General features: G+C 72.2%; 28 protein-coding genes. 2 read left to right on the forward strand and 26 right to left on the reverse strand.

Translation table 11 applies throughout. The features are described 5' to 3' along the window. Positions 1-38 precede the first annotated feature (38 nt). Entirely contained in the window at positions 39-1,247 is a 1,209-nt protein-coding gene (locus tag E2B92_RS27070) for a sensor histidine kinase (protein WP_126887695.1), read from the forward strand. Positions 1,248-1,300: 53 nt separating this feature from the next. Here E2B92_RS27070 and E2B92_RS27075 read toward each other — a convergent pair whose 3' ends face one another. The 9 genes from E2B92_RS27075 to rpsB form a co-directional block, all read right to left on the reverse strand. Then, positions 1,301-2,317: an ABC transporter ATP-binding protein gene (locus E2B92_RS27075; protein WP_126887696.1), complete on the reverse strand. Its 1,017-nt coding sequence runs from the start codon at positions 2,315-2,317 to the stop codon at positions 1,301-1,303. 2 nt (positions 2,318-2,319) lie between these two features. Further along, complete coding sequence (locus E2B92_RS27080; protein WP_126887697.1) at positions 2,320-3,924, reverse strand: ABC transporter permease; 1,605 nt, start codon at positions 3,922-3,924, stop codon at positions 2,320-2,322. Positions 3,925-3,959: 35 nt separating this feature from the next. After that, a complete protein-coding gene (locus E2B92_RS27085; RefSeq protein ID WP_126887698.1) occupies positions 3,960-5,054 on the reverse strand; it encodes a thiamine ABC transporter substrate-binding protein in 1,095 nt (364 codons plus the stop codon). 218 nt (positions 5,055-5,272) lie between these two features. Then, positions 5,273-6,385 (reverse strand): 23S rRNA (adenine(2503)-C(2))-methyltransferase RlmN, encoded by a 1,113-nt coding sequence (rlmN, locus tag E2B92_RS27090; protein ID WP_126887699.1) that lies wholly within the window; start codon positions 6,383-6,385, stop codon positions 5,273-5,275. A 141-nt stretch (positions 6,386-6,526) separates the two neighbouring features. Next, positions 6,527-7,822 carry a phosphatidate cytidylyltransferase gene (locus tag E2B92_RS27095; protein ID WP_126887700.1) on the reverse strand — a complete coding sequence of 432 codons (1,296 nt, stop codon included), beginning with the start codon at positions 7,820-7,822 and terminating at the stop codon, positions 6,527-6,529. After that, positions 7,822-8,379, reverse strand: a complete 558-nt coding sequence (gene frr / locus E2B92_RS27100; protein ID WP_126887701.1) for a ribosome recycling factor — start codon at positions 8,377-8,379, stop codon at positions 7,822-7,824. Before frr ends, E2B92_RS27095 begins: the two co-directional genes overlap by 1 nt. Before the next feature lie 175 nt (positions 8,380-8,554). Beyond that, on the reverse strand, positions 8,555-9,319 hold the full coding sequence (gene pyrH, locus E2B92_RS27105) for a UMP kinase (RefSeq protein ID WP_126887702.1): 765 nt from the start codon (positions 9,317-9,319) through the stop codon (positions 8,555-8,557). A gap of 159 nt (positions 9,320-9,478) precedes the next feature. Beyond that, positions 9,479-10,315 carry a translation elongation factor Ts gene (gene tsf, locus E2B92_RS27110; protein ID WP_126887703.1) on the reverse strand — a complete coding sequence of 279 codons (837 nt, stop codon included), beginning with the start codon at positions 10,313-10,315 and terminating at the stop codon, positions 9,479-9,481. A 98-nt stretch (positions 10,316-10,413) separates the two neighbouring features. Beyond that, on the reverse strand, positions 10,414-11,310 hold the full coding sequence (gene rpsB, locus E2B92_RS27115) for a 30S ribosomal protein S2 (protein ID WP_126887704.1): 897 nt from the start codon (positions 11,308-11,310) through the stop codon (positions 10,414-10,416). A gap of 254 nt (positions 11,311-11,564) precedes the next feature. Between rpsB and E2B92_RS27120 the strand changes: the two genes are divergently transcribed. Beyond that, on the forward strand, positions 11,565-12,059 hold the full coding sequence (locus tag E2B92_RS27120) for a M23 family metallopeptidase (RefSeq protein ID WP_126887705.1): 495 nt from the start codon (positions 11,565-11,567) through the stop codon (positions 12,057-12,059). 106 nt (positions 12,060-12,165) lie between these two features. Here E2B92_RS27120 and E2B92_RS27125 read toward each other — a convergent pair whose 3' ends face one another. From E2B92_RS27125 to E2B92_RS27205, 17 genes are all read right to left on the reverse strand, one after another. After that, positions 12,166-12,726, reverse strand: a complete 561-nt coding sequence (locus E2B92_RS27125) for a TetR/AcrR family transcriptional regulator (protein ID WP_126887707.1) — start codon at positions 12,724-12,726, stop codon at positions 12,166-12,168. Positions 12,727-12,779: 53 nt separating this feature from the next. Further along, entirely contained in the window at positions 12,780-13,616 is an 837-nt protein-coding gene (whiG, locus tag E2B92_RS27130; protein WP_133087725.1) for an RNA polymerase sigma factor WhiG, read from the reverse strand. Between the two features lie 274 nt (positions 13,617-13,890). Further along, positions 13,891-15,060: a DNA-processing protein DprA gene (gene dprA / locus E2B92_RS27135; protein ID WP_133087726.1), complete on the reverse strand. Its 1,170-nt coding sequence runs from the start codon at positions 15,058-15,060 to the stop codon at positions 13,891-13,893. A gap of 294 nt (positions 15,061-15,354) precedes the next feature. Then, positions 15,355-16,968 carry a YifB family Mg chelatase-like AAA ATPase gene (locus E2B92_RS27140; RefSeq protein ID WP_126888630.1) on the reverse strand — a complete coding sequence of 538 codons (1,614 nt, stop codon included), beginning with the start codon at positions 16,966-16,968 and terminating at the stop codon, positions 15,355-15,357. Continuing rightward, positions 16,968-17,330 carry a YraN family protein gene (locus E2B92_RS27145; RefSeq protein WP_126888640.1) on the reverse strand — a complete coding sequence of 121 codons (363 nt, stop codon included), beginning with the start codon at positions 17,328-17,330 and terminating at the stop codon, positions 16,968-16,970. Before E2B92_RS27145 ends, E2B92_RS27140 begins: the two co-directional genes overlap by 1 nt. A gap of 120 nt (positions 17,331-17,450) precedes the next feature. Continuing rightward, positions 17,451-17,759: a DUF2469 domain-containing protein gene (locus E2B92_RS27150; RefSeq protein ID WP_005311352.1), complete on the reverse strand. Its 309-nt coding sequence runs from the start codon at positions 17,757-17,759 to the stop codon at positions 17,451-17,453. Positions 17,760-17,814: 55 nt separating this feature from the next. Then, the gene (locus E2B92_RS27155) at positions 17,815-18,309 is read right to left on the reverse strand and encodes an NUDIX hydrolase (protein WP_235024004.1); all 495 of its coding nucleotides are present in this window, start codon (positions 18,307-18,309) and stop codon (positions 17,815-17,817) included. Further along, positions 18,302-19,051: a signal peptidase I gene (gene lepB / locus E2B92_RS27160; protein ID WP_126888632.1), complete on the reverse strand. Its 750-nt coding sequence runs from the start codon at positions 19,049-19,051 to the stop codon at positions 18,302-18,304. Before lepB (E2B92_RS27160) ends, E2B92_RS27155 begins: the two co-directional genes overlap by 8 nt. Positions 19,052-19,320: 269 nt before the next feature. Beyond that, entirely contained in the window at positions 19,321-20,241 is a 921-nt protein-coding gene (lepB, locus tag E2B92_RS27165; RefSeq protein WP_126888641.1) for a signal peptidase I, read from the reverse strand. Beyond that, positions 20,126-21,217 (reverse strand): signal peptidase I, encoded by a 1,092-nt coding sequence (lepB, locus tag E2B92_RS27170; protein WP_126888633.1) that lies wholly within the window; start codon positions 21,215-21,217, stop codon positions 20,126-20,128. Before lepB (E2B92_RS27170) ends, lepB (E2B92_RS27165) begins: the two co-directional genes overlap by 116 nt. Further along, complete coding sequence (lepB, locus tag E2B92_RS27175; protein WP_126888634.1) at positions 21,210-21,968, reverse strand: signal peptidase I; 759 nt, start codon at positions 21,966-21,968, stop codon at positions 21,210-21,212. Before lepB (E2B92_RS27175) ends, lepB (E2B92_RS27170) begins: the two co-directional genes overlap by 8 nt. A 59-nt stretch (positions 21,969-22,027) precedes the next feature. After that, positions 22,028-22,378: a 50S ribosomal protein L19 gene (gene rplS / locus E2B92_RS27180; RefSeq protein ID WP_126888635.1), complete on the reverse strand. Its 351-nt coding sequence runs from the start codon at positions 22,376-22,378 to the stop codon at positions 22,028-22,030. Between the two features lie 131 nt (positions 22,379-22,509). Next, positions 22,510-23,331: a tRNA (guanosine(37)-N1)-methyltransferase TrmD gene (gene trmD / locus E2B92_RS27185; RefSeq protein ID WP_126888636.1), complete on the reverse strand. Its 822-nt coding sequence runs from the start codon at positions 23,329-23,331 to the stop codon at positions 22,510-22,512. Beyond that, a complete protein-coding gene (rimM, locus tag E2B92_RS27190) occupies positions 23,331-23,930 on the reverse strand; it encodes a ribosome maturation factor RimM (RefSeq protein ID WP_126888637.1) in 600 nt (199 codons plus the stop codon). The genes trmD and rimM overlap by 1 nt, the downstream gene beginning before the upstream one ends. Positions 23,931-24,008: 78 nt before the next feature. Beyond that, positions 24,009-24,248: an RNA-binding protein gene (locus E2B92_RS27195; protein ID WP_005311361.1), complete on the reverse strand. Its 240-nt coding sequence runs from the start codon at positions 24,246-24,248 to the stop codon at positions 24,009-24,011. Between the two features lie 2 nt (positions 24,249-24,250). Beyond that, positions 24,251-24,706 carry a 30S ribosomal protein S16 gene (gene rpsP, locus E2B92_RS27200; RefSeq protein WP_126888638.1) on the reverse strand — a complete coding sequence of 152 codons (456 nt, stop codon included), beginning with the start codon at positions 24,704-24,706 and terminating at the stop codon, positions 24,251-24,253. A 155-nt stretch (positions 24,707-24,861) separates the two neighbouring features. Next, complete coding sequence (locus E2B92_RS27205; RefSeq protein ID WP_185923747.1) at positions 24,862-25,455, reverse strand: hypothetical protein; 594 nt, start codon at positions 25,453-25,455, stop codon at positions 24,862-24,864. Positions 25,456-25,802 lie beyond the last annotated feature (347 nt).

Raw genomic sequence — 25,802 nt, forward strand, 5'->3', positions numbered from 1 at the left:
ACGGCCCCCTCGTAGACTCCCCGCCAGGGAGATGAGACATGGGGCTACGGCTCAAAATAGGTGCCACGATCACCGCGACCGCCGCGCTCGCCGTGCTGGTGACGAGCGTGCAGGTACCGGCTCTGATGGAGCAGCGGGCCAGGGACCAGGCCCTGGAGCGGCTGGGCATCGCCGAGCGCGCCTACCGGGCGGACGGGCAGGCGCGGTTCGGGCTCAAGGTGAACCCGCCCAACATGCCCGAGGAGCTGCGCCGCGCCGTCCGCGACGGCCGCCGCGCCACCTACATGCAGGCGTACGGGGAGCGCCGACAGCTCTGGGCGGCGACCGCCGCCGGGGGCGACGTCCTGGCACTCAAGCAGATCGAGGACCCGCTGTCGGACACGCTGAGGGCGTCCATCCTCCAGACGGGGGCGATCAGTACGGCGGTGGGCACCCTGAGCGGCCTGCTGCTGGCCACCCGGCTGGGGCGGCGGCTGCGGCTGTCGGCGCGGCGGGCCGAGCAGATCACCCGGGGCGACCTGGACGCCCGGCTCCCCCAGTCGGGGCGGGACGAGATCGCCACGCTCACCCGGGCCGTGAACACCATGGCGGACGCGCTGTCGGAGCGGCTGCGCGCGGAGCGCGAGGTGACGGCGAACATCGCGCACGAGCTGCGCACGCCCGTCGCGGGCCTGGTCGCCGCGGCGGGGCTCCTGCCGGACGGCAGGGCCGAGTCGATGGTGAAGGAGCGGGTCGCGCGGATGCGGGACCTGATGGAGGACGTGCTGGAGGTCGCCCGGCTCGACAACGGCGGCGAGGAGGCCGACACACGGCTGGTGGAGCTGGGTGTGCTCGCCCGCCGGGCGGTGCGTGCGGTGGAGGACCCGGACGTCCGCTGTGACATCGTTGCCGAGGCGCTGGTGGAGACGGACGCCCGGCGCGTGGAGCGGGTCCTGACCAACCTGGTGAGCAACGCGCTGCGGCACGGCGCCGAGCCGGTGGTGGTGGAGGTCGCGGGCGGGATCGTCCGGGTGCGCGACGGCGGCCCCGGTTTCCCCGAGCACCTGCTGGCGCACGGGCCGCGACGGTTCCAGACCAGTGCCGTGGGCAAGGGGCTGGGCCTGGGCCTCACCATCGCCGCCGGCCAGGCCCGGGTGCTGGGCGCCCGCCTGACGTTCACCAACCCGGAGGACGGCGGCGCGTGCGCCGTACTGGACCTGTCCGCCGCCGTGCGGACGGACGCCCCGGGCGGGGCGGGCCGCGACTGAGCCCCGGCGGGCGCGCGTCGGGGATGCCGGGCCGCAGGGTGCCGGGTGCCGGGTCAGCCGAGGACGACGACCTCGTCGGGGGTGAACGTCACGCCGACGACCGCCCCCTCCTCGGGCGCGTCGCGCAGGGCGCAGTCGGCCTCCAGCGTGGGGCCGGACTCCGGGCGGAGCCGTACCGCCACGTGGTGGCCCCGGAAGGTCCGCGCCTCGACGGTGCACCGCGTCCCGTCGGCCGGGTCGCCGAGCCGTACGCCGGCGGGCCGTACCAGCAGCCGGACCCGGCCCTGGGCGGTGCCGGCCGGCACCGGGACCTTGCCCCACGCGGTGTCGGCCACCTCGCCGCTCACGCTCGCCCCGACCACGTTGTCGAAGCCCAGGAAACGGGCGACGAACTCGGAGGCGGGGCGCTGCCAGACCTCCCTGGGCGTGCCGCTCTGGGCGATGCGCCCGTCGCGCATGACGACGACCCGGTCGGCGAGCGCGAACGCCTCGCCCTGGTCGTGCGTGACGGCGAGCACGGTCGTGCCGAGCCGCCCGAACAACTGCCGCAGCTCCACCACGAGCCGTTCGCGCAGCCCCCGGTCGAGCTGGCCGAGCGGCTCGTCGAGCATCAGCAGCCGGGGGCGGGGGGCGAGCGCCCGGGCGAGCGCGACGCGCTGCTGCTCGCCGCCGGACAGGGCGGCCACGGCCCGCCGTTCGGCGCCGGGCAGCCCGACGAGGTCCAGCAACTCGGCCACGCGGGAGGCCTGTTCCTTCCGCGACGCGCCGCGCATGCGCAGCCCGAAGGCCACGTTGCCGCCGACGTCCCGCTGCGGGAAGAGCTGGTGGTCCTGGAACATCAGCCCGACGCCGCGCCGGTGCACGGGCACGCCCGCCAGGTCGGCGCCGTCGAGCAGGACGCGCCCGGCGTCCACCGGCTGGAGGCCGGCCACCACCCGCAGCAGGGTCGACTTGCCGCTGCCGCTCGGACCGAGCACGCACACGATCTCGTGGTCGGCGACGTCCAGCGACACCGCGTCCACGGCGGCGCGTGATCCGAACCGTACGGTCACGTCCTCGAGCGCGAGCATGGTCACAGCTCCCCGGCACGGTCGACACGGATACGTTCGAGCAGCAGCAGGGCCACCGCGCACACCACCATCAGGATCGTCGAAAGGGCCATGGCCTGGCCGTAGTTGAGGTCGCCGGGCCGGCCGAGGAGACGGGCGACCGCGACCGGGAGCGTCGGGTTGTCGGGACGGGCGATGAACACCGTGGCCCCGAACTCGCCCAGCGACACGGCGAACGCGAACCCCGCCGCCACCAGCAGCGCCCGCCGCACCAGCGGCAGGTCCACCTCGCGCCACACCCGCCACGGAGAGGCGCCGAGCACGGCCGCCGCCTCGCGCAGCCGGGCGTCCACCGCGCGCAGCACGGGCAGCATGGTCCGGACGACGAAGGGCACCCCCACCAGGGCCTGGGCGAGCGGCACCAGGATCCATGAGGACCGCAGGTCCAGCGGCGGCTCGTCCAGCGCGATCAGGAACCCGAACCCGACGGTCACGGCGGACACCCCGAGCGGCAGCATGAGCAGCGCGTCGAAACCCCGCACCAGCCGGCCCGCGCGGCGGGTGAGCGCGGCGGCGGCGAGCCCGCCGATCAGGAGCGCGATCGCGGTGGCGGCCAGGGCGTACTCCAGCGAGTTCGCGATCGCCTCGACGGGCGGCACCAGGAACGTCCCGCCGCCCGCGTCCACGTCCTGGAGCGCCCGGTAGTAGCCGAGCCCCCCGTCCAGGGACCGCTCGACGAGCACCCCGAGCGGCAGCAGGAGCAGCAGCACCACGCTGAGCAGCACGCCGCCGAGGAGCGCCCACTGCCCGGTCCCGCGCGGCCGCCGGGCGGTCAGCCCCGCGTCGACCAGCCTGAGCGCGGTCTCCCGCCGCCGTACCGTCCGGGCGTGGACGGCGAGGATGGCCCCGACGGCGGCGAACTGCACCAGGGTCAGGACCGCGGCCGCCTGCAGGTCGAGGAGCTGCGCGGTCTGCCGGTAGATCTCCGCCTCCAGCGTGCGGTACGCGGGACCGCCGAGGATCTGGACGATGCCGAAGGAGGTGTACGTGAAGAGGAAGATCATCAGTGCCGCGGCGGCCACGGCGGGGGCGAGCGCGGGCAGGGTCACCCGCCGCCAGGCCGCGAGGCGGGAGGCGCCCAGCACCCGGGCGGCCTCTTCCTGGCGCGGGTCGAGCTGGGCCCACAGGCCGCCGACGGTGCGGACGACGACCGCGTAGTTGAAGAAGACGTGCGCCAGCAGGATGGCCCACACCGTGGTGTCCAGTCGCACGCCCCACAGCTCGTCGAGCAGGCCGCCCCGGCCGACGAGGGCGAGGAAGGCGGTGCCGACGACGACGGTCGGCAGCACGAACGGCACGGTGACGACGGCCCGCAGCACCCCCTTGCCGGGGAAGTCGTAGCGGGCGAACACGTACGCGCCGGGCAGTGCGATCAGCAGGGTGAGCGCCGTGGAGGCGAGCGCCTGCCAGGTGGTGAACCACAGGACGTCCAGGACGTCCGGGCGGCCCAGCACGTCGCCGAGCCGTCCGAACCGCCAGCCGCCGTCCTCGGTCCGCAGCCCGCGCCCGACGATCGCCACGACGGGGTGGGCGAAGAAGACGGCGAAGAACGCCACGGGCAGGGCCATGAGCCCCGCCCGCAGCGCGCCGCGCCTGAGGCGGGCTACTTCAGGACGAGCGAGGACCACGTCTGGATCCACTGGTCGCGCTTCTCGGCGATCTTCTCGGGGGCGACGGTGTGCGGCTGGTCCACCTCGGCTCCGTGCTTGGTGAACAGCTCGGGAAGCTTCGCGTCCTTCGCCACCGGGTTGACGAACATCTGGAGGGGCATGTCCTCCTGGAACTTCTTGCCGATCATGAAGTCGATGAGGGCCTTGCCGCCGTCGGGGTTCTTCGCCCCGGTCAGCAGTCCGGCGAACTCGGTCTGCTGGAAGCAGGTCCCGGTGGAGACGCCGGTCGGCGCCTCGGCCGGCTGCGGCTCGGAGTAGAGCACCTCGACGGGCGGGCTGGAGGCGTAGGAGACGACGAGCGGCCGGTCACCCTTGGCCTTCTTGCCGCCGACGGAGCCGGAGAACTCCTGGTTGTAGGCGAGCTCCCAACTGTCGACGACCTTGACGCCGTTGGCCTTCAGCTTCTTCCAGTAGTCCTGCCAGCCGTCGTCGCCGTACCGGGCGGCCGTCCCGAGGAGGAAGCCGAGGCCGGGCGAGGACCGCTCCGCGTTCTCGACGACGAGGAGGTTCTTGTACGCGGGCTTCGCGAGGTCGTCGAAGGTCTGCGGCGGAGCCAGCTTCTTGTCCGCGAAGTACTTCTTGTCGTAGTTGACGCAGATCTCGCCGGTGTCGACGGGCGTGACGCGGTGCTTGTCCTTGTCCAGCCGGACGGTCTCGGGGACCCGGTCCAGGCCCTTGGCCTCGTACGGCTCGAAGAGCCCGTTGTCGAGGGCGCGGGACAGGAGCGTGTTGTCGACGCCGAAGAAGACGTCGCCCTGCGGGGCGCCCTTGGTGAGGATGGCCTTGTTGACGGCCTCGCCGGCGTCGCCGCTCTTGAGGACCTTGACGGTGTAGCCGGTCTGCCGGGTGAACTCCTTCAGGACGGCCGGGGAGGCGTTGAAGGAGTCGTGGCTGACGAGGGTCACGGTCTTCGGCTTCGTACCGCCGCCGGCCGAGTCCTTGGCGGACTCGCCGCCGCAGGCGGTGAGCGTCGTGACGCCCAGCGCGGCGGCGATCGCGCCGGCCGCGAACTTCTTGGTGGTGCTCACTGAGATTCCTCCTGGGGGTGACCAGGAAGAGACGCGGCCCCGCCCACCGCCATCGTGCGGTGGGCAGGGCGCAACAGCTCGAGTAACGACCGAACTTCCTACCCAGAATGACCTGGGCGAGGTTCAGAGGGTCTGCGGCCTGGACGGTTGCCGCACTCTCAGCGCTGTGGCGCTCCCCTGTCGGAATATGCAGGTGTGTTCGAGCTCAGAGTACAAGCTCAGCGTTCGGCGGCCGCGAGCTGTCCACAGGCACCGTCGATCTCCTGACCCCGGTTGTCACGGACGGTGACCGGAACGTCGTGGCTCGCGATCGCCTCGACGAACGCCTTCTCGTCCTCGGGTCGGGACGCGGTCCACTTCGACCCCGGGGTGGGGTTGAGCGGGATCAGGTTGACGTGGACCCGCTTGCCCTTGAGCAGCCGGCCGAGGAGGTCGCCCCGCCAGGCCTGGTCGTTGATGTCCCGGATGAGGGCGTACTCGATGGAGACGCGGCGGCCGGACTTCTCCGCGTACTCCCAGGCGGCGTCCAGCACCTCCCGGACCTTCCAGCGCGTGTTGACCGGGACGAGCGTGTCGCGCAGCTCGTCGTCGGGGGCGTGCAGGGAGACGGCGAGGCGGCACTTGAAGCCCTCGTCCGCGAACCGGAGCATCGCCGGGACGAGGCCGACCGTCGAGACGGTGATGCCGCGCTGGGACAGCCCGAGCCCGTCCGGCTCGGGGTCGGTGAGGCGGCGGATGGCGCCGACCACGCGGTTGTAGTTGGCGAGCGGCTCGCCCATGCCCATGAAGACGATGTTGGACAGCCGTGCCGGTCCCCCCGGCACCTCGCCGTCCCGCAGTGCCCGCATCCCGTCGACGATCTGGTGCACGATCTCGGCGGTCGACAGGTTCCGGTCGAGCCCGGCCTGGCCGGTGGCGCAGAACGGGCAGTTCATGCCGCAGCCGGCCTGCGAGGAGATGCACATCGTGACGCGGTCGGGGTACCGCATGAGGACCGACTCGACGAGCGTGCCGTCGTGCAGCCGCCACAGCGTCTTGCGGGTGGTGTCGTCGTCGCACGAGATGTGCCGGACGACCGACATCAGGTCCGGCAGCAGTTCCGCGGCCAGCTTCTCCCGGGACGCGGCGGGGATGTCCGTCCACTGCGCCGGGTCGTGCGCGTACCGCGCGAAGTAGTGCTGGGAGAGCTGCTTGGCGCGGAACGGCTTCTCGCCGATCGCGGCGACGGCCTCCTTGCGCTCGGCGGGCGAGAGGTCGGCGAGGTGCCGCGGCGGCTTCTTGGCTCCGCGCGGGGCGACGAAGGTGAGCTCTCCCGGTGCGGGGCGTGGCATGACCTGGTACTCCTCAGTAAAGACGAGGCCGCGGTACGTGAGCCGGGTGACCTCACCGGATGATCCCCGCGTGACGCCGCGGAGCCGAAAGGGCCCGCCGCGACAGTGCGACGAGCCCTTCCAGGGTAACCGGAGTGCGCTTCAGCCCGTTCCGACGAAGACCACGAGCAGCAGCCACACCACGGGAGCGGTCGGCAGCAGCGAGTCGAGGCGGTCCATGATGCCTCCGTGACCCGGCAGCAGGGTGCCCATGTCCTTGATGCCCAGGTCCCGCTTGATCATCGACTCGCCGAGGTCGCCCAGCGTGGCGCTGGCCGCGACGGCGAGGCCCAGCAGCAGCCCCTGCCACCAGTGGCCGCCGTCGATGGCGAACTCCATGCACAGCGCGCCCGCCGCCATGGCGAACGCCACCGCTCCCAGGAGCCCCTCGCGGGTCTTGCCGGGGCTGATGCGCGGCGCGAGCTTGTGCCTGCCGAACCGCCAGCCGACTGCGTACGCGCCGGTGTCGCTGACCACGGTCAGCAGCAGGAAGGTGAGCACCCGCCACGGACCGTCGTCCGCGGCGAGCATCAGCGCCACGAACGTCGCCAGGAACGGCACGTAGAACGCCGCGAACAGGCCGGCCGTGACGTCCTTCAGGTAGCCCTCGGGCGGCTCGGTCATCCGCCACACGAGCACCGCGAGGCCGGTGAGCGCCATGGCGACCCAGGCCCCTTCCGCCCCGCGCACGTACCCGGCCACGACCATGGCCGCGCCGCCGACGGCGAGCGGCACGAGCGGGGCCTTGATGGACTTGCGCTCCTGAAGGCGCGAGGTCAGCTCCCACAGCCCGACCACGACGGCGACGGCGATCACGCCGACGAACACCGCCTTGACCACGAAGAGCGACGCGACGATCACCGCACCGAGACCGACGCCGACCCCTATGGCGGCCCTCAGGTCGCGGCCGGCCCGCTTCTTCTGCGGACCGGACGGACCGGGCTGCTCCGAAGGCTGCGGCGCTCCCGACGGCGAGCTGTCCATGGGCTCCTGCGGATTCTCCGGATGCGGCTGCTGCTGCGGGTGCGGCGGCTGCTCGTGCTGCGGGTGCGGCGCGTGCGGTGCCTGCGGCTGCGCGTACTGCGGGTGCGCGTGCGGCGGCTGCCCGTGCGGCGGCGGCTGCTCCGGGTGGTGCTGCGGGTGGTGCTGCGGCATCTCCTCGCGGAACGGGGGACCGCTCAGCGGAGCGGTCCCCCGGTCGCGGTCGTCCTGGTCTCCGCCGGCGCCTTGGCCGGCGGGAACGTCGGGCACGATGGGCATGGGCCGAGTCTGCTGTGCCTCATGCCCGTCGTAGGCGGGACCCGCCGGAGCGCCCGGAGCGAACCCCGGGTGGTACCCCTGGTCGGGCGGACCCCAGTGACCGCCTCTCGGCGGGGCCCCCCAGGAAGAGTCGTTCATCAGACCTCGAGCAGCTCGGCTTCCTTGTGCTTGAGCAGCTCGTCCACCTGCGCGACGTACTTCGCGGTGGTGTCGTCGAGCTCCTTCTCCGCGCGGCGCCCCTCGTCCTCGCCGATGTCGCCGTCCTTGATCGCCTTGTCGATGGCGTCCTTGGCCTTGCGGCGCACCGAGCGGATCGAGACCTTGGCGTCCTCGGCCTTGCTCTTGGCGACCTTGATGTACTCCCGGCGGCGCTCCTCGGTGAGCTCGGGGAACACCACCCGGATGATGTTGCCGTCGTTGCTGGGGTTGACGCCCAGGTCGGAGTCGCGGATCGCCTGCTCGATGTTGCGCAGCGCGGACTTGTCGAACGGGGTCACCACGGCCATGCGCGGCTCCGGCACCGAGAACGAGGCGAGCTGGTTGATCGGCGTCAGCGCACCGTAGTAGTCGGCCACGATCTTGTTGAACATGGCCGGGTGCGCACGCCCGGTGCGGATCGCGGCGAAGTCCTCCTTGGCGACCACGACGGCCTTCTCCATCTTCTCCTCGGCCTCGAGGAGGGTCTCTTCGATCACCACTTGCTCCTGCGTGTCTATGAGTAGGCCCGGCGTACGAAAGGGCCGCGGAACCTGCGTCGCGTCTGTCCCCTGCACGGTGTCCGACCGGCAGGGCTTTGTCCATCCCCTCGCGGGGCACCCCGGGGTGCCCCCGGACCGGGTGGCCCCGGACCGGGAGTGCCCGGACCCGGGATCAGGTCCTGGTGCCCTGGTCGCTCACGAGAGTGCCGATCTTCTCACCCTTCACGGCCCGGGCGATATTGCCCGCCGCGAGAAGCTCGAAGACGAGAATCGGCAGGTTGTTGTCGCGGCAGAGGGTGATGGCGGTGGCGTCGGCGACCTTGAGGTCGCGGGAGAGCACCTCGCCGTACTCCAGCGCGTCGAACTTCACCGCGTCCGGGTTGACCTTGGGGTCGGAGTCGTAGACCCCGTCCACCCCGTTCTTGCCCATGAGAAGAGCTTCCGCGTCGATCTCCAGGGCACGCTGGGCCGCGGTGGTGTCGGTGGAGAAGTAGGGCATGCCCATGCCCGCGCCGAAGATCACGACACGGCCCTTCTCCAGGTGGCGCACGGCGCGCAGCGGGATGTACGGCTCCGCGACCTGCCCCATGGTGATGGCGGTCTGGACCCGCGAGTCGATGCCCTCCTTCTCCAGGAAGTCCTGGAGGGCGAGGCAGTTCATGACCGTACCGAGCATGCCCATGTAGTCGGAGCGTGCCCGGTCCATGCCGCGTACCTGCAGCTCGGCGCCGCGGAAGAAGTTGCCGCCGCCGATCACGACAGCGATCTGCGCGCCGTCGCGGACGACCGCGGCGATCTCGCGCGCGATGGCGTGTACGACGTCGGGATCGACGCCGAGGCCGCCACCGCCGGCGAACGCCTCGCCGGACAGCTTCAGCATGAAGCGGCCGGCCTTGTTACCGGTGTTGTCGTCGCCCTGTGCGGCGCCCTGGTTCATGGAGATCTCCTCGTGCACATACGAAGAAGGCCATTGCCGGTGGGTGTGGTTGTCCCTACGGCAATGGCCTCCTCGTCAGATCTGTGGCCGCCGGCGCTCACGCGTCCGACCGTCCACTGGGAAAACCCTAGCGGGCTCCCGTGTCGAGCGCGTACCGGCTCAGATGCCGACCTTGATGCGGCTGAAGCGCTTCAGGGTGACACCGGCCTCGTCCAGGATCTGCTGGACGGACTTCTTGTTGTCGAGCGCGTACGGCTGACCCAGGAGGGTGGCGTCCTTGAAGAAGCCGTTGAGGCGACCCTCGACGATCTTCGGGAGCGCGGCCTCGGGCTTGCCCTCGGCGCGGGTGGTCTCCTCGGCGACGCGGCGCTCGGCCTCGACGACCTCGGCCGGGACGTCGTCCTTGGAGAGGTACTTCGGGGCGAACGCGGCGATGTGCTGCGCGACACCCTTGGCGACCTCGGCGTTCTCCTTGTCGAGCTCGACAAGGACACCGATCTGCGGGGGCAGGTCGGGCATGGTGCGGTGCATGTACGCGGAGACGTAACCACCGGAGAACTGCGCGAAGCGGTCCAGGACGATCTTCTCGCCGAGGTTGGCGTTGGCCTCGTCGACGTACGCCTGGACGGTCTTGCCGGCCTCGATCTCGGACGCGAGCAGCGCCTCGATGTCGGCGGGGGAGGTCTTGGCGACGTGCTCGGCCAGGGCCTTGGCGACGCTCTGGAACTTCTCGCCCTTGGCGACGAAGTCCGTCTCGCACTTCAGCTCGACGAGGACACCGGAGGTGTTGTCGCCGGCGATCACGGAGACGACGGCGCCGTTCTCGGCGGAGCGGCCCTCGCGCTTGGCGACGCCCTTCTGGCCCTTGATGCGCAGCGCCTCGACGGCCTTGTCGACGTTGCCCTCGGACTCGTCGAGCGCCTTCTTGCAGTCCATCATGCCGGCGCCGGTGAGCTCGCGGAGCTTCTTGACGTCAGCGGCGGTGTAGTTCGCCATGATCTGTAAGTCTCTTTCGAAGTCTGGAAGATCTACGAAGATCTACGGGTGGACGGCGGGAGCTTCGTGGGCCCCCGCCGTCGTTCCGAACCTGAAGGTCAGGCCTGCTCGGCGTCCGCGGCCGGAGCCTCGGCGGCCGGAGCCTCGGCGGCCGGGGCCTCGGCGGCCGGGGCCTCCGCAGCGGCCTCGGCCGGCTTCTCGGCCTCGTCGGCCTTCTTCTCGCCCTCGAGCAGGTCGCGCTCCCACTCGGCCAGCGGCTCGCCGGCGGCCTTCTCGCCCGGCTTCTGGTCGCCGGTCGCGGCGCCGGAGCGGGCGATGAGGCCCTCGGCGACGGCGTCGGCGATCACGCGGGTGAGCAGGGTGACGGAGCGGATCGCGTCGTCGTTGCCCGGGATCTTGTAGTCGACCTCGTCGGGGTCGCAGTTGGTGTCGAGGATCGCGACGACCGGGATGCGGAGCTTGCGCGCCTCACCGACGGCGATGTGCTCCTTCTTGGTGTCGACGATCCAGACGGCGCTCGGCACCTTCTGCATCTCGCGGATACCACCGAGGGTCTTCTCCAGCTTGGCCTTCTCGCGGGAGAGGACCAGGAGCTCCTTCTTGGTGAGACCGGAGGCGGCGACGTCGTCGAAGTCGATCGCCTCCAGCTCCTTCAGGCGCTGAAGGCGCTTGTAGACGGTGGAGAAGTTGGTGAGCATGCCACCCAGCCAGCGCTGGTTGACGTACGGCATGCCGACGCGCGTCGCCTGCTCGGCGATGGCCTCCTGGGCCTGCTTCTTGGTACCGACGAACATGATGGAGCCGCCGTGCGCGACGGTCTCCTTGACGAACTCGTAGGCGCGGTCGATGTACGACAGCGACTGGAGCAGGTCGATGATGTAGATGCCGTTGCGCTCGGTGAAGATGAAGCGCTTCATCTTCGGGTTCCAGCGACGGGTCTGGTGACCGAAGTGGACGCCGCTCTCCAGCAGCTCCCGCATCGTGACGACGGCCATGGCCGTATCTCCTTGGTTCTCGGTTATGTCCTGACGCCCCGACGCGCCGTGCCACGAGTGGACCGAAGAGCGCTGCCACGACTTTTGAGGGTGGTGGCGGGGCGTGCGAAGTCGACCCGGGTGGCCCGGGTCGCCAGAAGAAGTGTACGGGACCTCGGCAGCGGTGGGTGACGGCGCTGTCCACAACCGGCCGGTCGTCCACAGATCGGGGCCATGATCAACGCGGTGACGGGCGTCCGCGCCACATTGTCCGCATGTACTCCACCCTCGCCGCCCTGGTCCTGTCCGCCGCGACCGCCCTGGCCGCCGTCTGGCCGGTGGGCCCGCCGCGTCCGGCGATCGTGCGGGGCTGGGAGCCTCCCGCCACGGCGTACGGCCCGGGGCACCGGGGCGTCGATCTCGCCGCGCCGCCGGGCACCCCGGTCCGCGCGGCGGCGGCCGGCCGGGTCTCGTTCGCCGGCCCGGTGGCGGGCCGGGGCGTGCTGTCGGTCATCCACCCGTCGACGGGTGCGCCACCGCTGCGCACCACCTACGAGCCGGTCCGCCCCCTGGTCCGGACGGGCTCCGAGGTCGCCGCCGGCCAGGTGGTGGGTGTCGTGGCGCCCGGCCCGCGCTCCCACTGCACGGGCACGTGCCTCCACTGGGGGCTGCGCCGGGGCGACACCTACCTCGACCCCCTGTCGCTGCTGCCCCCGCCCCTGCTGCGGCGCCCACCGTCCCGGCTGCTGCCCCTGGCGGGCCGGCGGTAGGCGCACGGAGCGGTATCCGCTTCGTGCGGCCCCGACGGGCGCTAGGTGCCGCGCACGCCGCGGAGGGCCATGGAGACGGCGTGCGGTTCCGTGCGGGCTCTGGGGGCTAGGCGCCGCGCACGCCCTGGAGGGCCATGGAGACGGCCGTGTCGGCGATGGCCGAGGGGTCCTCCGCCGCGCCGAGCTCGATACGGCGCACCGCGGCGTCGACCACGCCCTGGAGCAGCATCGCGGACAGCCGCGGCTGCTCCTGGCCCAGCTCCGCCAAGGCCTCGACGATCATCGCGACCAGCCCGCCGTGCGCCGCGCGGATCTTCTCCCGGGCCCCGTCGTCCAGTTCGCTCGCGGAAATCGCGACCACGGCCCGGTGGCGGCGGTCCCCGACCAGGCCGAGCTGGGTGCGGACGTACGCCTCGACCTTGCCCTCCGGCGTGTCGGCCCGCTCCATCGCCGCCTCGACCTCCGCCGCCCAGACGGGGAAGTCGACCGCGCACAGCTCCTCGACGACGGCGGCGCGGGAGCGGAAGTACTCGTACACGGACGACCGGGCCAGGCCGGTGCGCTCGGCGAGGGCGGGGAAGGTCAGCGCCTCCGTCCCGCCTTCGGACAACAGGGAACGCGCGGCGTCCAGCAGGGCGCCGCGCTGCATGGTCCGGTGCTCGGCCACGGAGGCCGCTCGAATCCTGGGCACGGCTCCACTCTACGGCCGCCCGTTCGACGTCAGCGTCCTACATCGGCCAGCTTGGCCCTGAGCTGGAGCACCGACTTGGTGTGGATCTGGCTGACCCGGCTCTCGGTCACCCCCAGCACGTTGCCGATCTCGGCCAGGGTCAGACCCTCGTAGTAGTACAGCGTGACGACCGTCTTCTCGCGCTCGGGGAGGGTGTTGATCGCCCGGGCGAGCAGCCGTCTCAGCTCACGGTCCTCGGCCACCTCGACCGGGTCGTCCGCGGCGGTGTCCTCCAGGGTGTCCATCAGGCTGAGCCGGTCACCGCCCTCGCCGCCGGCGTGCAGCAGCTCCTCCAGGGCGACCACGTTCGCCAGCGACAACTGGCTGAAAACCGCGTGCAGATCCTCCAGCGCGATACCCATCTCGGCGGCGACCTCGCTCTCCGAGGGGGTGCGCCGCAACTGGGCCTCCAGGGTGGCGTACGCGCGCTCCACGGCCCGCGCCTTCTGCCGCACGGACCGCGGGATCCAGTCCAGCGCCCGCAGTTCGTCGATCATCGCGCCGCGGATACGGGTGATGGCGTACGTCTCGAACTTGATCGACCGCTCGATGTCGAACTTCTCGATCGCGTCGATGAGTCCGAAGACGCCGGACGACACGAAGTCCGCCTGCTCCACGTTGGACGGCAGACCGACGCTCACCCGGCCGGCGACGTACTTCACCAGCGGCGAGTAGTGCAGGATGAGCTGTTCCCGCAGCCGCTCGTCGCCCGTGTCCTTGTACGACCGCCACAGCTCGTCGAGCGACGAGGGGGCGGGCGGGCGCACGGTGCCCCGGGCAGCGGGGGGCACCGCTGTGCGGTCGGACCCGGAGGTGTGCTGGGGCATGCGTCGCCTTGAGCCGTTCTGCTGGGATGCGAAGGGGGACGGGGGGATGGCGGTGAGGGGGCCGGGATGCGGAGGGGGTAATTCTGGTGAGCGTAGCGTGACTGGGGAGTCGCGGTGAGCGAAGACCCCTGGATGGTGACGCCGCGAGGGCGGGGTGTCGGCCGCATCTTCGAATGGGGCCCACGGGGCCGACTGCGCGGATGTCGGCCCCTCGGGCGGCGCCGAGAGAGCTACGAGGGTCATCGGGATCACCTTTTCACCCGATTGCTCCGGGTCAAGCACCGCCTCGCCGGGCGTTCGGGCGACGTATGGCCCCGGCCGTCAACTGCCATCCCTCGCCGTGACGTTCGACGAATCCCAGCGCGTGCAGTTCGTACAGTCTGCCGAGTGCCTCGTCAACCGTGGTGCCGGCGTCACGCGCGACGGTGCTCGCCGTGGCGGCCCTCCCCCGGGGCGGCAGGGCTTCGAGCACGCGTGCGCCTGCGGGGTCGAGGAGGTCCCTGGGCAGGACGGGCCCGCGGCGGGCCGGGGCCAGGTCTCCGATGTCACCGACCAGCTCCGCGACTTCGGCGGCGTCCGTGACCAGCTCGGCCTCGCCGCGCAGCAGCTCGTGCACCCCCGCGGAGAGCCCGCTGGTGGCCGGGCCGGGGACGCCCATGGTGAACCGGCCGAGCCGCTGCGCGGCCCGTGCGGTGACCAGGGAGCCGCTGCGGTACTCGGCCTCGACCACCACCGTGCCCCGGGTCAGCGCGGCGATCACACGGTTGCGGAGGATGAACCGGCTGGGCGTGGGATGGGCGCCGGGCGGCAACTCGCCGATCACCAGGCCCTGTTCCGCGATACGCCCGATCAGCTCGGCGTGGCCGCGCGGATAGGCCACGTCCACCCCGTTGGCCAGCACGGCGACGGTCGCCCCTTCGGCGGCCAGCGCGCCCCGGTGCGCGGCGCCGTCGACCCCGAAGGCCGCGCCCGAGACGACCACCCAGCCGCGCTCGGCGAGCCCCGAGGCGAGCGTCGCCGCCATGTGCGCCCCGTACGGGGTGCAGGCCCGCGCCCCGACCACGGCGACGGAGCGCAGCGCCCAGCGGCGCAGGTCGGGCCGCCCGCGCACCCAGAGCCCGACGGGCCGGCCGTCCCCGAGGTCGTCGAGCTGGCCGGGCCACTCGGGGTCGCCCGGCACGACGAACCGCCCGCCGACCGCCGCCACCGCCGCCAGGTCCCGCTCCGGCTGGGCCCGTGCCGCCCGCAGCCTCAGGCCCTCGACGCGCCGCTGACTCGCCCCGGCGAGCGCCTCCGCCTCGTACGGCGCGGCCGTCAGGCGCCGGAGCAGCTCCACGGCCCCCAGCTCCCGCAGCCAGCGCCCACCGTGCTCATCACCCGGTTCGACGACCCGCGTCAACGCCGCCCGCGCCCACCGCTCGCGATCCGTCACTCCTCCGGTCATCCCGCTCCCCCGTCTCCACCCGTCCGTCCCGGCCCCCGGCACCCCGCCGGACCGCGTCCATTCCTCCGCCCAGCACCCCGCCGGACCCGTCCGCCCAGCACCCCCTCACCCACCGGCCCGCTGCAACCACCTCGCCCCACCCGCCACCCCGGCCGCGCCACCCCCGGCCACCTCACCCACGCCCGACCACCCGGGCGCGCCCCCGCAGGGGTCACCGCCCCACCCGCCACCCCGGCCGCACCACCCCCGGCCACCCCACCCACGCCCGGCCTCCCGGGCGCGCCCCCGCAGGGGTCACCGGGGTGCGGCGGCCGCCATGGGGACGCCGCGGGCGATGCCGGTGCGGAGCTCCAGGGCCAGGTGGACGTCGTCGGGGCCCGGGCGGGCGCGGCCCGCCAGGTCGGCGAGGGTCCAGGCGACCCGCAGGACCCGGTCCAGGCCGCGCGCGGTGAGCAGGCCCCGTTCGATGTCCCGTTCGGCGGCGGCGAGGGCGCCCGGCGCGACCTGCCAGCGGGTGCGCAGTTCGTGCCCCGGCACCTCGCAGTTGACGTTCCACGGCGTGCCCTCCAGGCGGGCGGCGGCACGCGCCCGGGCGTCCAGCACCCGGGCGGCGACCACCTCGCTGGGCTCGCCGCGTCCGGCGTGGCCCAGCAGGTCCGCGCGGCCGACCGGTTCGACCTCGACGCGCAGGTCGACCCGGTCGAGCAGCGGCCCCGACAGCCGGGCCTGGTAGCGGCGGATCACCGAGGCGGGGCATTCGCAGCCCGCGCCGTGCAGGGTGTGCCGCCCGCACGGGCACGGGTTGGCGGCCAGCACCATCAGGAACCGGGCCGGCAGCCGGACCACGCCCGCGCTCCGGGCCACCACCACGTGGCCGGACTCCAGCGGCTGGCGCAGGGCGTCCAGTGCCTTGCCGGAGAACTCGGGCGCCTCGTCCAGGAAGAGCACCCCACGATGAGCCAGCGAGACGGCACCCGGCCGGGGCAGGCCGTTGCCGCCGCCGACCAGGGACTGCATGGTGGCCGAGTGGTGCGGCGCGCAGTACGGCGGGCGGCGCACCAGCGGCTCGCCGGGCGGCAGGAGTCCCGCGACCGAGTGGACCGCGGTGACCTCCAGGGACTCCTGGCGCGTCAGCGGGGGCAGGACGCCCGGCAGGCGCTCGGCCAGCATGGTCTTGCCCGCGCCCGGCGGCCCGGACAGCAGCAGATGGTGACCGCCCGCCGCCGCGGCCTCCAGGGCGAGACGCGCCACCCGCTGCCCCGCGACGTCGGCCAGGTCGGGCGCGTCGGCCGGATCGGGGCCGAGACCGGTGCCCACACCGGCGCCGGGCACCAGCAGCCCCGCCAGCATGGCGTCGGGCCGCCCGTCGTCGTCCGGCTCCTCCTCCGGCACCGCCTCGTCGGCGAGCACGGCGATGAGCTGCCGCAGCGTCCGGACGCCGAGGACCGAGACACCCGGCACCAGGGCGGCCTCCCCCGCCGTCTGCTCGGGCACGACGACCTGCCGGTAGCCGGCCTCGGCGGCGGCGAGCACCGCCGGCAGCACGCCCCGTACGGGCCGGACCCGGCCGTCGAGGCCGAGCTCCCCGATGAGCACCAGATCGGCGATGGTCCGGGGGTCGACGCGCTCGGCCGCGCCCAGCACGGCGGCGGCGACCGCGAGGTCGAAGCTGGAGCCGCTCTTGGGCACGGAAGCCGGGCTGAGCCCGACCGTGAGCTTCTTCTGCGGCCACTCCCCGCCCGAGTTGACGACCGCCGCCCGCACCCGGTCGCGGCTCTCCGTGAGGCTCTTGTCCGGCAGGCCGACCAGCGTGAACGCCGCCACGCCCGGTTCCAGGTCGGCCTGGACCTCGACCACCACGCCCTCGACGCCGACCAGGGCCACCGAACACGTCCGTGCGAAGCCCATCAGGCCACCCCCCGCACGTGCTCCACGACGGGCGCGCCGCGGCGCGGCAGCAGCACCCCGACCAGATCGATGCGCACCCCGCCGGGCGGCGGCCCGCCGTGCCGCTCCAGCCAGCAGGCGGCCAGCCGCCGCAGCCGCTGGGCCTTGGCGGGCGTCACCGCCGCCATGGGGTGCTCGAAGCCGCCCTCTCTGCGGGTCTTGACCTCGCAGATGACCACCGTGTCACCGTCGCGGGCGACGATGTCGATCTCCCCGGCCCGTCCGCACCGCCAGTTGCGGGCGAGCGTGGCCAGCCCTGCCTCACCGAGCCGGCGGACCGCCAGCTCCTCGCCGTACCGTCCCAGTGCCCCCGTCGCGTTCATTTCCGGCACCACCTCCGTCACCGACTGTGACGCGGCGGCGGCGAACATGTGGATCTTGGTGGACAACCGGCCGGTTGTGGAAAACCCGATCACTCACACCGGTGAACGACCTCCGGGGGCTCAGCTACCGGGGAGCTCCAGATCGCTCTTGTTGAGCTCCTCGATGTTCACGTCCTTGAACGTGAGGACGCGCACCTGCTTGACGAACCGCGCCGGCCGGTACATGTCCCAGACCCAGGCGTCCGCCATGGAGACCTCGAAGAACACCTCGCCCTGCACCGAGTGCACCTGCATCTCGTAGTCATTGGTGAGGTAGAAACGACGCTCGGTCTCGATCACGTATTTGAACAGACCGACGACATCGCGGTACTCCCGGTAGAGCTTCAGCTCCATCTCGGTCTCGTACTTCTCGAGGTCCTCGGCGCTCATGGCATGTTCCCCTTCAGCCGTGCGTCCCCCCATTGTGCTCCAGTCTCCTGCGCCCCTAGACGATTTCGGGGGCCAGGACCACCGGCGTAGCAGGGGGTCCCTCGTCGAGCAGCGTGCGCAGCAGCTCGGCGAGTCGTGTCGGGTACACCGTCTCACGGGCCGCCGACAGTTCGGCGGAGGTCCACCACCTCAGCCCCGCGACACTGCGCGTCTCCAGCTCCGTCAGTGCGCCCAGGGCCACCGCGGTCCGGGTCGTACGGGCCAGGTAGTACCACTCGTCCTGGTGCCAGCGCCGTCCGGCGAACGGGAAGGAGCAGACACGCTTCCACAGCACGGGCCCGAGCCGCACGTCCGTCAGCCCGGTCTCCTCGGCGAGCTCGCGCAGCGCGGCCTCCTCGCGCGTCTCGTCGCCCTCGACCCCGCCGCCCGGGGTGAACCACCAGGTGTCGGAGGGATCGTCCGGCTCGTAGCCGTGCAGCAGCAGGATGCGGTCCTGCGGGTCGAGCAGCACCACCCGGGCGACCTGGCGCAGCGGCGTCTCCTCAGCCACGCGCACCCGCCCCCGCCCGTGCCCGTGCCCGGCCCGCCCGCGACAGCCGCCGCGCCACCGGCCCGTACGCCGCGCCCCCGAGGATCAGCACCGCCCCGGCCGCCACCGAGCCGGCCACCAGCTTCACCGGACCGGGCCGCGACACGCCGCCGGGCAGGGCGGCGAACCCCTGCGGCCGGTCCACCATCGAGCCCGGTGGCCACGCCACGGCGTCCACGCGTGCCGTCACCGCCCCGCGCGGCACCGAGCCGTGTCCGGGGTCCTGGAGGTGGACGCGGGAGTCCTGCGAGCCGCTGCGCTCGTCACCGAGCAGGAAGAGCTGGCCGTCGGGCACCGAGGCCGTGAACGGCGTCGAGGACGCGGGCCCCTCGGAGCGCAGATACGGTTCTTCCACCGCCGTGCCGTTGATCGTGAGCCGGCCGTCGCCGTCGCAGCAGGCGACCTTGTCACCGCCCACGGCGACCACCCGCTTGACCATGGGCAGGTCGCCCCAGGCGGAGTCCTCGAAGACGACGACGTCACCGCGGCGCACCTGGGCGCCGTCCACGCGCTGTGCCAGCACCCGGTCCCCCGCCGCGACGGTCGGGGACATGGAGTCGGTCGGCACCGTGTACGGCTGGTACTCGATCGCCCCCCAGACGAACCCGCCGAGAAAGAGCACACAGCCGACGGCCACGGCCAGCCCCGACAGCACGCTGCCGAGACGGCCGTGGCCGTCGTCCGTCGTGACGTCCTTGCCCATCCCAGCGCTCCCACCTTCGCGAGACGACGATCTGGGACGGCACCCTACCCGCGGCCCCCTACCCGGCGGTATGCCCACCGGAAGCCGGCCTGCCGGTCGGAAGCACGGTCACCGCCGGCTTCGCCCCCACAAGCCTCACAAGCCCCACAGCCCCGCCACCGGCCCCGGCAGCACGGGCACAGGCATCCGCCCGCCACCGGCCACGGCAGCACGGGCACAGGCATCCGCCCGCCACCGGCCACGGCAGCACGGGCACAGGCATCCGCCCGTCAGCTCTCGCGGCGCTTCCGGTGCCACAGGACCAGCGGCACGGCTCCGGCGAGGCCCAGGGCACCCGGCCCGGCCATGCGGGCGGCGCTCTGGGCGAGGCCCGCCGCGCTCAGCCCCGGCTGGTCGAAGGTGTCCGGCACCGGGAGGGTGGACCAGCGGGTGAGCGGCCAGGCCACCACGACGGCCCGCCCGACGACCTTGTCGTTGGCGACCGTGCCGCTGCCCGGCAGCTCCTGGTGGTAACGGGAGTCCAGCGAGTTCTGCCGGTTGTCGCCCATCACCCAGATGCGGCCCTCGGGCACCTTGATGGGCCCGAAGGGCTCGTCGTCGCAGGGTGTGGAGCCGGGGTGGATGTACGAAGTCTCGTCCAGCGGCTTGCCGTTGACGACGACCTTGCCGCCCTTCTTGCAGCTCACCGTGTCACCGCCGACGGCGATGACCCGCTTGATGAGGTCCTTCTCCTCCGACGACGGCATCAGGCCGATGAAGCTCAGGAACTTCTGCACCACGTTGGGCTCGGGGGTGGGCTCGCCCTCCAGCCAGCCGCCCGGGTCGTGGAAGACGACGACCTCGCCGCGCTCGGGCTCCGAACCGAACCACGGCGTCAGCTTGTCCACCAGGACCCGGTCGCCGCGCTGGAGCGTGTTCATCATCGAGTCGGAGGGGATGGAGAACGCCTGCACCAGGAACGTCTTGATCAGCAGCGCGAGCAGCAGCGCGATACCGATCAGCAGGGGCAGTTCCTTCCAGAAGGAACGCGGCTTCCTCGGGTCCTGCGGGCCGCCGTCGTCGTCCGCGTCGCCGTCAGCCGGACCGGCCTCGGATGGGGGCTCCCCGACGGATCCGGACGAGGAGGGTGCGCCGAACCGATCCGGCCTCTCCTCCGGCTCCTCGTGTCCGGATCGTGCGCCGACCGCCAAATCCCCCACATCCACTCCTCACTCCGTGCAACCGCCTGCCCCACAGCAGGGGCAGGCCCACCACTCCCATAACGAGCGGGAGTTCCGCAGGGGTCGGGAGTCCGGTCAATCCGTTCACATTCCGAGAGGACACACTATGCGACGCGCCGAGCGCGGTCGCGGTCCCCGTCCGCGAGTCCGGAACCGACGCGAAGGTGTCCGGTTCCTTCAGTTGGCGCCAGTGGTCCAGCGGCCAGGCGATGACGACCGCACGTCCGACCACCTCCTCCTCGGAGACCGTTCCCTGGAACGCCTCGTTCAGGTGGAACCGCGAGTCGGCCGAGTTCGACCGGTGGTCCCCCATCACGAAGATCCGCCCGGCCGGCACCCGCACGTCGAACTTGATGGTGGACGGAACGTTTCCCGGATGCAGGTACGGCTCGGTCAGCGGTACGCCGTTGACGGTGACCCGTCCGTCCGCGTCGCAGCACTTGACGGTGTCGCCGCCGACCGCCACGACCCGTTTGATCAGGTCCTGTTCGTCCTCGGACGGCAGCAGGCCGATGAAGGTCAGGGCCTGTTTGACCTGCTTGACGACCACCGGGTCGTCCTTCTTGGGTGTCTGCTCCTGCTGGAGCCAGCCGCCGGGGTCCTTGAAGACCACCACGTCCCCGCGCTGAGGCGTGGAACCGAACCACGGGGTGAGCTTGTCGACCAGCACCCGGTCGTCGATCCTGATCGTCTGCTCCATGGAGCCGGACGGGATCACGAAGGCCTGCACCAGGAACGTCTTCAGTACGAGCGCGATGAGCAGCGCCACGGTGATCAGGAGCGGTATCTCCTTGATGGCCGAGCGCCGCCGCCGCCGCTTGACCTTGCGGGCCAGTTTCCGCCGCTCCGCGCGCCCGGGCAGGGGCCGGCCGCCGTCCGTGGGACGTGAGCCGGTGGGCAGCCGGGTGTCCGCCCGGTGGCTGCCCTGCTTGCCGCGGTTACCCATGGCCCCCGCCCGCCGCCGGCGCCTCGGGTACGTCGTGGAAGGCGCCCGTCGGGGCCACCCCCGACCAGCGCCCGAAGGGCCAGCCGATCCAGTCCGCCCGCCCGATGACGTGGTCCACGGGCACCATGCCGCCACCAGGGGAGCCGAGGTGGTCGCGTGAGTCCCGGGAGTGACTGCGGTGGTCGCCCATGACCCACAGGGTGCCCTGGGGCACGACGATGTCGAAGGGGACCTGGGACGGCGCGTCACCGGCGTACAGGTACTCCTCCGCCACGGGTACGCCGTTCACCTCGACCCTTCCCCCCTTGTCGCAGCACTTCACGCGGTCGCCTCCCACCCCCACGACGCGCTTGACGAAGTCGGTGTCCGCGGGCTCGGCGAGGCCGAGTGCCGCGGCCGCCCCGTGCAGCAGTCCGGTGACCGGGTCGCGCTCGGGCGCCTCCCGGACGAAGGTGCCGGTGCCGTCGAAGACGACCACGTCCCCGCGCGCGGGCCCGGAACCGAAACGGTACGCCAACTTGTTCACCAGCACCCGGTCCCCGATCCGGAGGGTGGGCTCCATGGACCCGCTGGGAATCTGGAAGGGCTGCACCACGAAGTGGCTGACCAGCAGCAGGGCGACCGCGCCGGCGAGCCCGGTCAGCCCCGCACGCCGCCAGGAGACCCGGGCGAGCCGGGAAAGCACGGAGCGCGACCGCTCCTCCGGGCCGGAGGGGCGGTCGCGCTCGGTGTGCTGTGCTTCGGTGTCCATCGCAGCCAGATGGTATCCGGCCGTCCTGTGGACCCCGCGCGACGAAGGTGAGCCGGGGCTCAGTTGTCGCGCTTCTCCTTGATCTTCGCAGCCTTGCCGCGCAGCTCGCGCAGGTAGTACAGCTTGGCGCGACGGACGTCACCGCGGGTCACGAGCTCGATCTTCTCGAAGATCGGGCTGTGCACCGGGAAGGTGCGCTCGACGCCGACGGAGAAGGAGACCTTGCGGACGGTGAACGTCTCGCTGACGCCCGCGCCCTGGCGGCGGATGACGACGCCCTTGAACTGCTGGATACGGGAGCGGTTGCCCTCGATGACGCGCACGTGGACGTTCACGGTGTCACCGGGACGGAACGCCGGGACGTCGGTCCGCAGGGACGCGGAGTTCACAGCGTCGAGAAGGTGAGACATGTGTGTCTGCTTCCTCGCTGATGCCACAGGTCATCAGCGGAATGTCGAAATGAGAAAAGGGGTGCTGATCGCGTCGGACGGGCGTCGTGTCCCCCTGTGGCAGGGGCGCACGCCGGACGTACAGCAGCGGCCTATTCTTCCACGGCCTGGGGCCTGCGCCAAAATCGGCCACCGGGTTCGGGCGCCCAGCCGAGCAGGGAGAGGGTTTCGCGGTCCTTCTTGTCGAACCCGGCCGGGTCGCAGCGCTCGATCAGGTCGGGCCTGTTGCGGGCGGTGCGGCGCAGTGCCTCGTCCCGGCGCCACCGGGCGATCTTCCCGTGGTGCCCGCTGAGCAGGACGTCGGGGATGCCGCGACCGCGCCACTGGGGCGGCTTGGTGTAGACGGGGCCTTCCAGCAGGTTGGCCATGGCGCCGGGGGCGAAGGAGTCGTCCCGGTGGGACTCGGCGTTGCCGAGGACGCCGGGCAGCAGGCGCGCCACGGCCTCGGTGACGACCAGGACGGCGGCCTCCCCGCCGGCGAGGACGTAGTCGCCGATGGACACCTCGTACACCGGTATCCGGGTGGCGTACTCGTCGATGACGCGGCGGTCGATGCCCTCGTACCGGGCGGGGGTGAAGATCAGCCAGGGGCGCTGGGACAGCTCGACGGCCAGTTCCTGGGTGAAGGGGCGTCCGCTGGGCGTGGGGACGACCAGCACCGGTCCACGGGCGCCGGTCTCGTAGCCCGAGGACAGCACGTCGTCCAGGGCCTCGCCCCAGGGCTCGGTCTTCATGACCATGCCGGGTCCGCCGCCGTAGGGGGTGTCGTCGACCGTGTTGTGCCGGTCGTGGGTCCACTGCCGCAGGTCGTGGACGTGGACGTCGAGCCGGCCGCGCGCGCGTGCCTTGCCCACGAGGGAGACGTTCAGCGGTTCCAGGTACTCGGGGAAGATCGTGACGACGTCGAGCCGCATCAGCCCTCGTCCTCCGCGTCCCCGAAGCCCGCATCAGCCTTGGACCCGGTACCGGTACCGGCGGCGTCGCGGGCGGAGGCGATCTCGGCGCGGTCGTCGATCAGGCCGGGCGGCGGGGTGATGACCGCCTTCTGCTCCTCGAGGTCGATGTCGGTGACGATCTCCTCGACGAACGGGATCATGACCTCGCTGCCGTCGGGCCGTTCGACCACGAACAGGTCCTGGGAGGGCAGGTGGGAGATCTCGGTGATCCGTCCGACCTCCGTGCCGTCGGCGAGGACCACGTCGAGGTCGATGAGCTGGTGGTCGTAGTACTCGTCGGGCTCCTCCGGACGCTCGTCCGGGTCCACGTCGGCGATCAGCAGGGTGTTGCGGAGCGCCTCGGCGGCGTTGCGGTCCCGAACGCCCTCGAAGCGCAGCAGCAGCCGGCCGCTGTGGACGCGGCCGGTCTCGATGGTCAGCGGGCCGGCGGAGGCCGGGTCCGTGGCCAGTACGGCTCCGGGGCCGAGCCGCAGCTCGGGCTCGTCGGTGCGCACCTCGACGGTGACCTCGCCCTTGATGCCGTGGGCGCGGCCGATCCGTGCGACTACCAACTGCACTGCTTCATCTCTCCTGTCCTACGACAACGGGCCGGGGCGGGCCGTAGCCCTCCCCGGCCCGTGCCGGCGTTCAACTTGTCAGCGGACCTGGTCCACGTCGACGAGGTCGACGCGGATGCCGCGTCCGCCGATGGCGCCCACGACCGTCCGCAGAGCTCGCGCGGTGCGGCCGTTGCGGCCGATCACCTTGCCGAGGTCGTCGGGGTGGACCCGGACCTCCAGCACGCGCCCGCGGCGCAGGTTGCGCGAGGCGACCTGCACGTCGTCGGGGTTGTCGACGATGCCCTTCACGAGGTGCTCGAGAGCCTCCTCGAGCATGCTCAGGCCTCGGGCGACTCTGCGGCCTTGGCCGCAGACTCAGTCTCGGCCTCGTCCGCCTTCTTGTCGGCCTTCTTCGCCTTCGGGGTGATGGCCTCACCCTTCGCCTCGTCACCCTCGAGCGCCTTGGCGAACTCGTCGAAGGTACGACGCTTCTCTTCCTTGGTCGCCGGGGCGAGCAGCGGCTTCTCCGGGGCCGGGAGGCCCTTCGCCTTCTGCCAGTCGCCGGTGAGCTTCAGGATCGCGAGAACCGGCTCGGTCGGCTGGGCGCCGACGGACAGCCAGTACTGCGCACGCTCCGAGTCGACCTCGATGCGCGACGGGTTCTGCACCGGGTGGTACAGGCCGATCTCCTCGATGGCCCGGCCGTCACGGCGGGTACGGGAGTCGGCGACGACGATGCGGTAGTGAGGCGAACGGATCTTGCCCAGACGCTTCAGCTTGATCTTGACTGCCACGGGTGTGGTGTCTCCTGGTCTTGACGTGGTGGGGCACAACGGGATGCCGCGTGGGGTTGCGGTACTCGAGTGCCCGATGGACGCGTCAGCCGGAGGAGAGAGGGGTCCTGTTCGACTGTCGAGTACAGCTAGCCATTGTGCCACATCACGCGGGGTCAGCCTGCCGCGCCCACGGCTTCCGGGATGCGGAAGGGCTTCCCGCAGCCGCCGCACACGATGGGCGCCTGCGCGAGGACCGAGGGCACGACCCGGACGTTGCGACCGCAGTCGCACACGGCCTTGACCCGCACGCCGCCGCCGGAGGAACCGTGCCGGGCGGCCGGCCCGCGGAAGGAGCGCTTGGTGTCCGCCGCCGTGGCGACCGTGTGCGCCTTGAGGGCGCGCTGGAGCCGCTCCATCGTCGGGCGGTACCGGCGCTTGGCCTCGGGGCTGAGCGTGACCAGGGAGAAGCCGCTGCTGGGGTGCGGCTCCTCGGAGTGGTCCAGGCCCATCTCCTCGGCGATCGCCAGGAATCTGCGGTTGTGGTAGCGGCCGGCGCGGGAGGTGTCGCGGACGCCTCGCGCGGCGGCGATGCCGTGGACTGCCTCATGGAGCAGTCGCTCGAAGGAGAGCTCGGCGCCACACGCGGACGACGACTCTCCGATCAGGGATTCGGGCGCGGCGAGATCGGGCAGCTCGGGGTGGTGCCGCTGAATGTCGGCCCACGCCTGTGCCAGCTCTGCGGCGAGAACAGGTGGTGTCGTGCTCACGTCGTGACAACGAGCCGGAGTGCCCCCGGGTTCCATTCCGGGCCATCCCAAATAATTTGCACGTACCCGTCAGTTGCCGTTGATGCGTCCCGACGAGGGCCAGTGCGCTGATCTGCGGAGAAGCCGCGCAGCTCGCATCAAGGTGGTACGTAGCGGCGCGTACGCCCCGGCGCGTAGTCCACCTCCGCGCGCCGGTTCACGGCGGGCCGGACGGCGCTCCGGACAGTGCCGCCGCCGGTAGCCGTGGCGACCCTACCGCCACGGCCCGCTGTCGTCCGCACCCCCCCCCCGGCGCACCGGCCCACCCGGCACGCGCCCCCCCTGCCGGGTGCCGCCTCGGGCCGCCG

It is taken from the genome of Streptomyces sp. WAC05374, assembly GCF_004353505.1.
Lineage (GTDB): Bacteria > Actinomycetota > Actinomycetes > Streptomycetales > Streptomycetaceae > Streptomyces.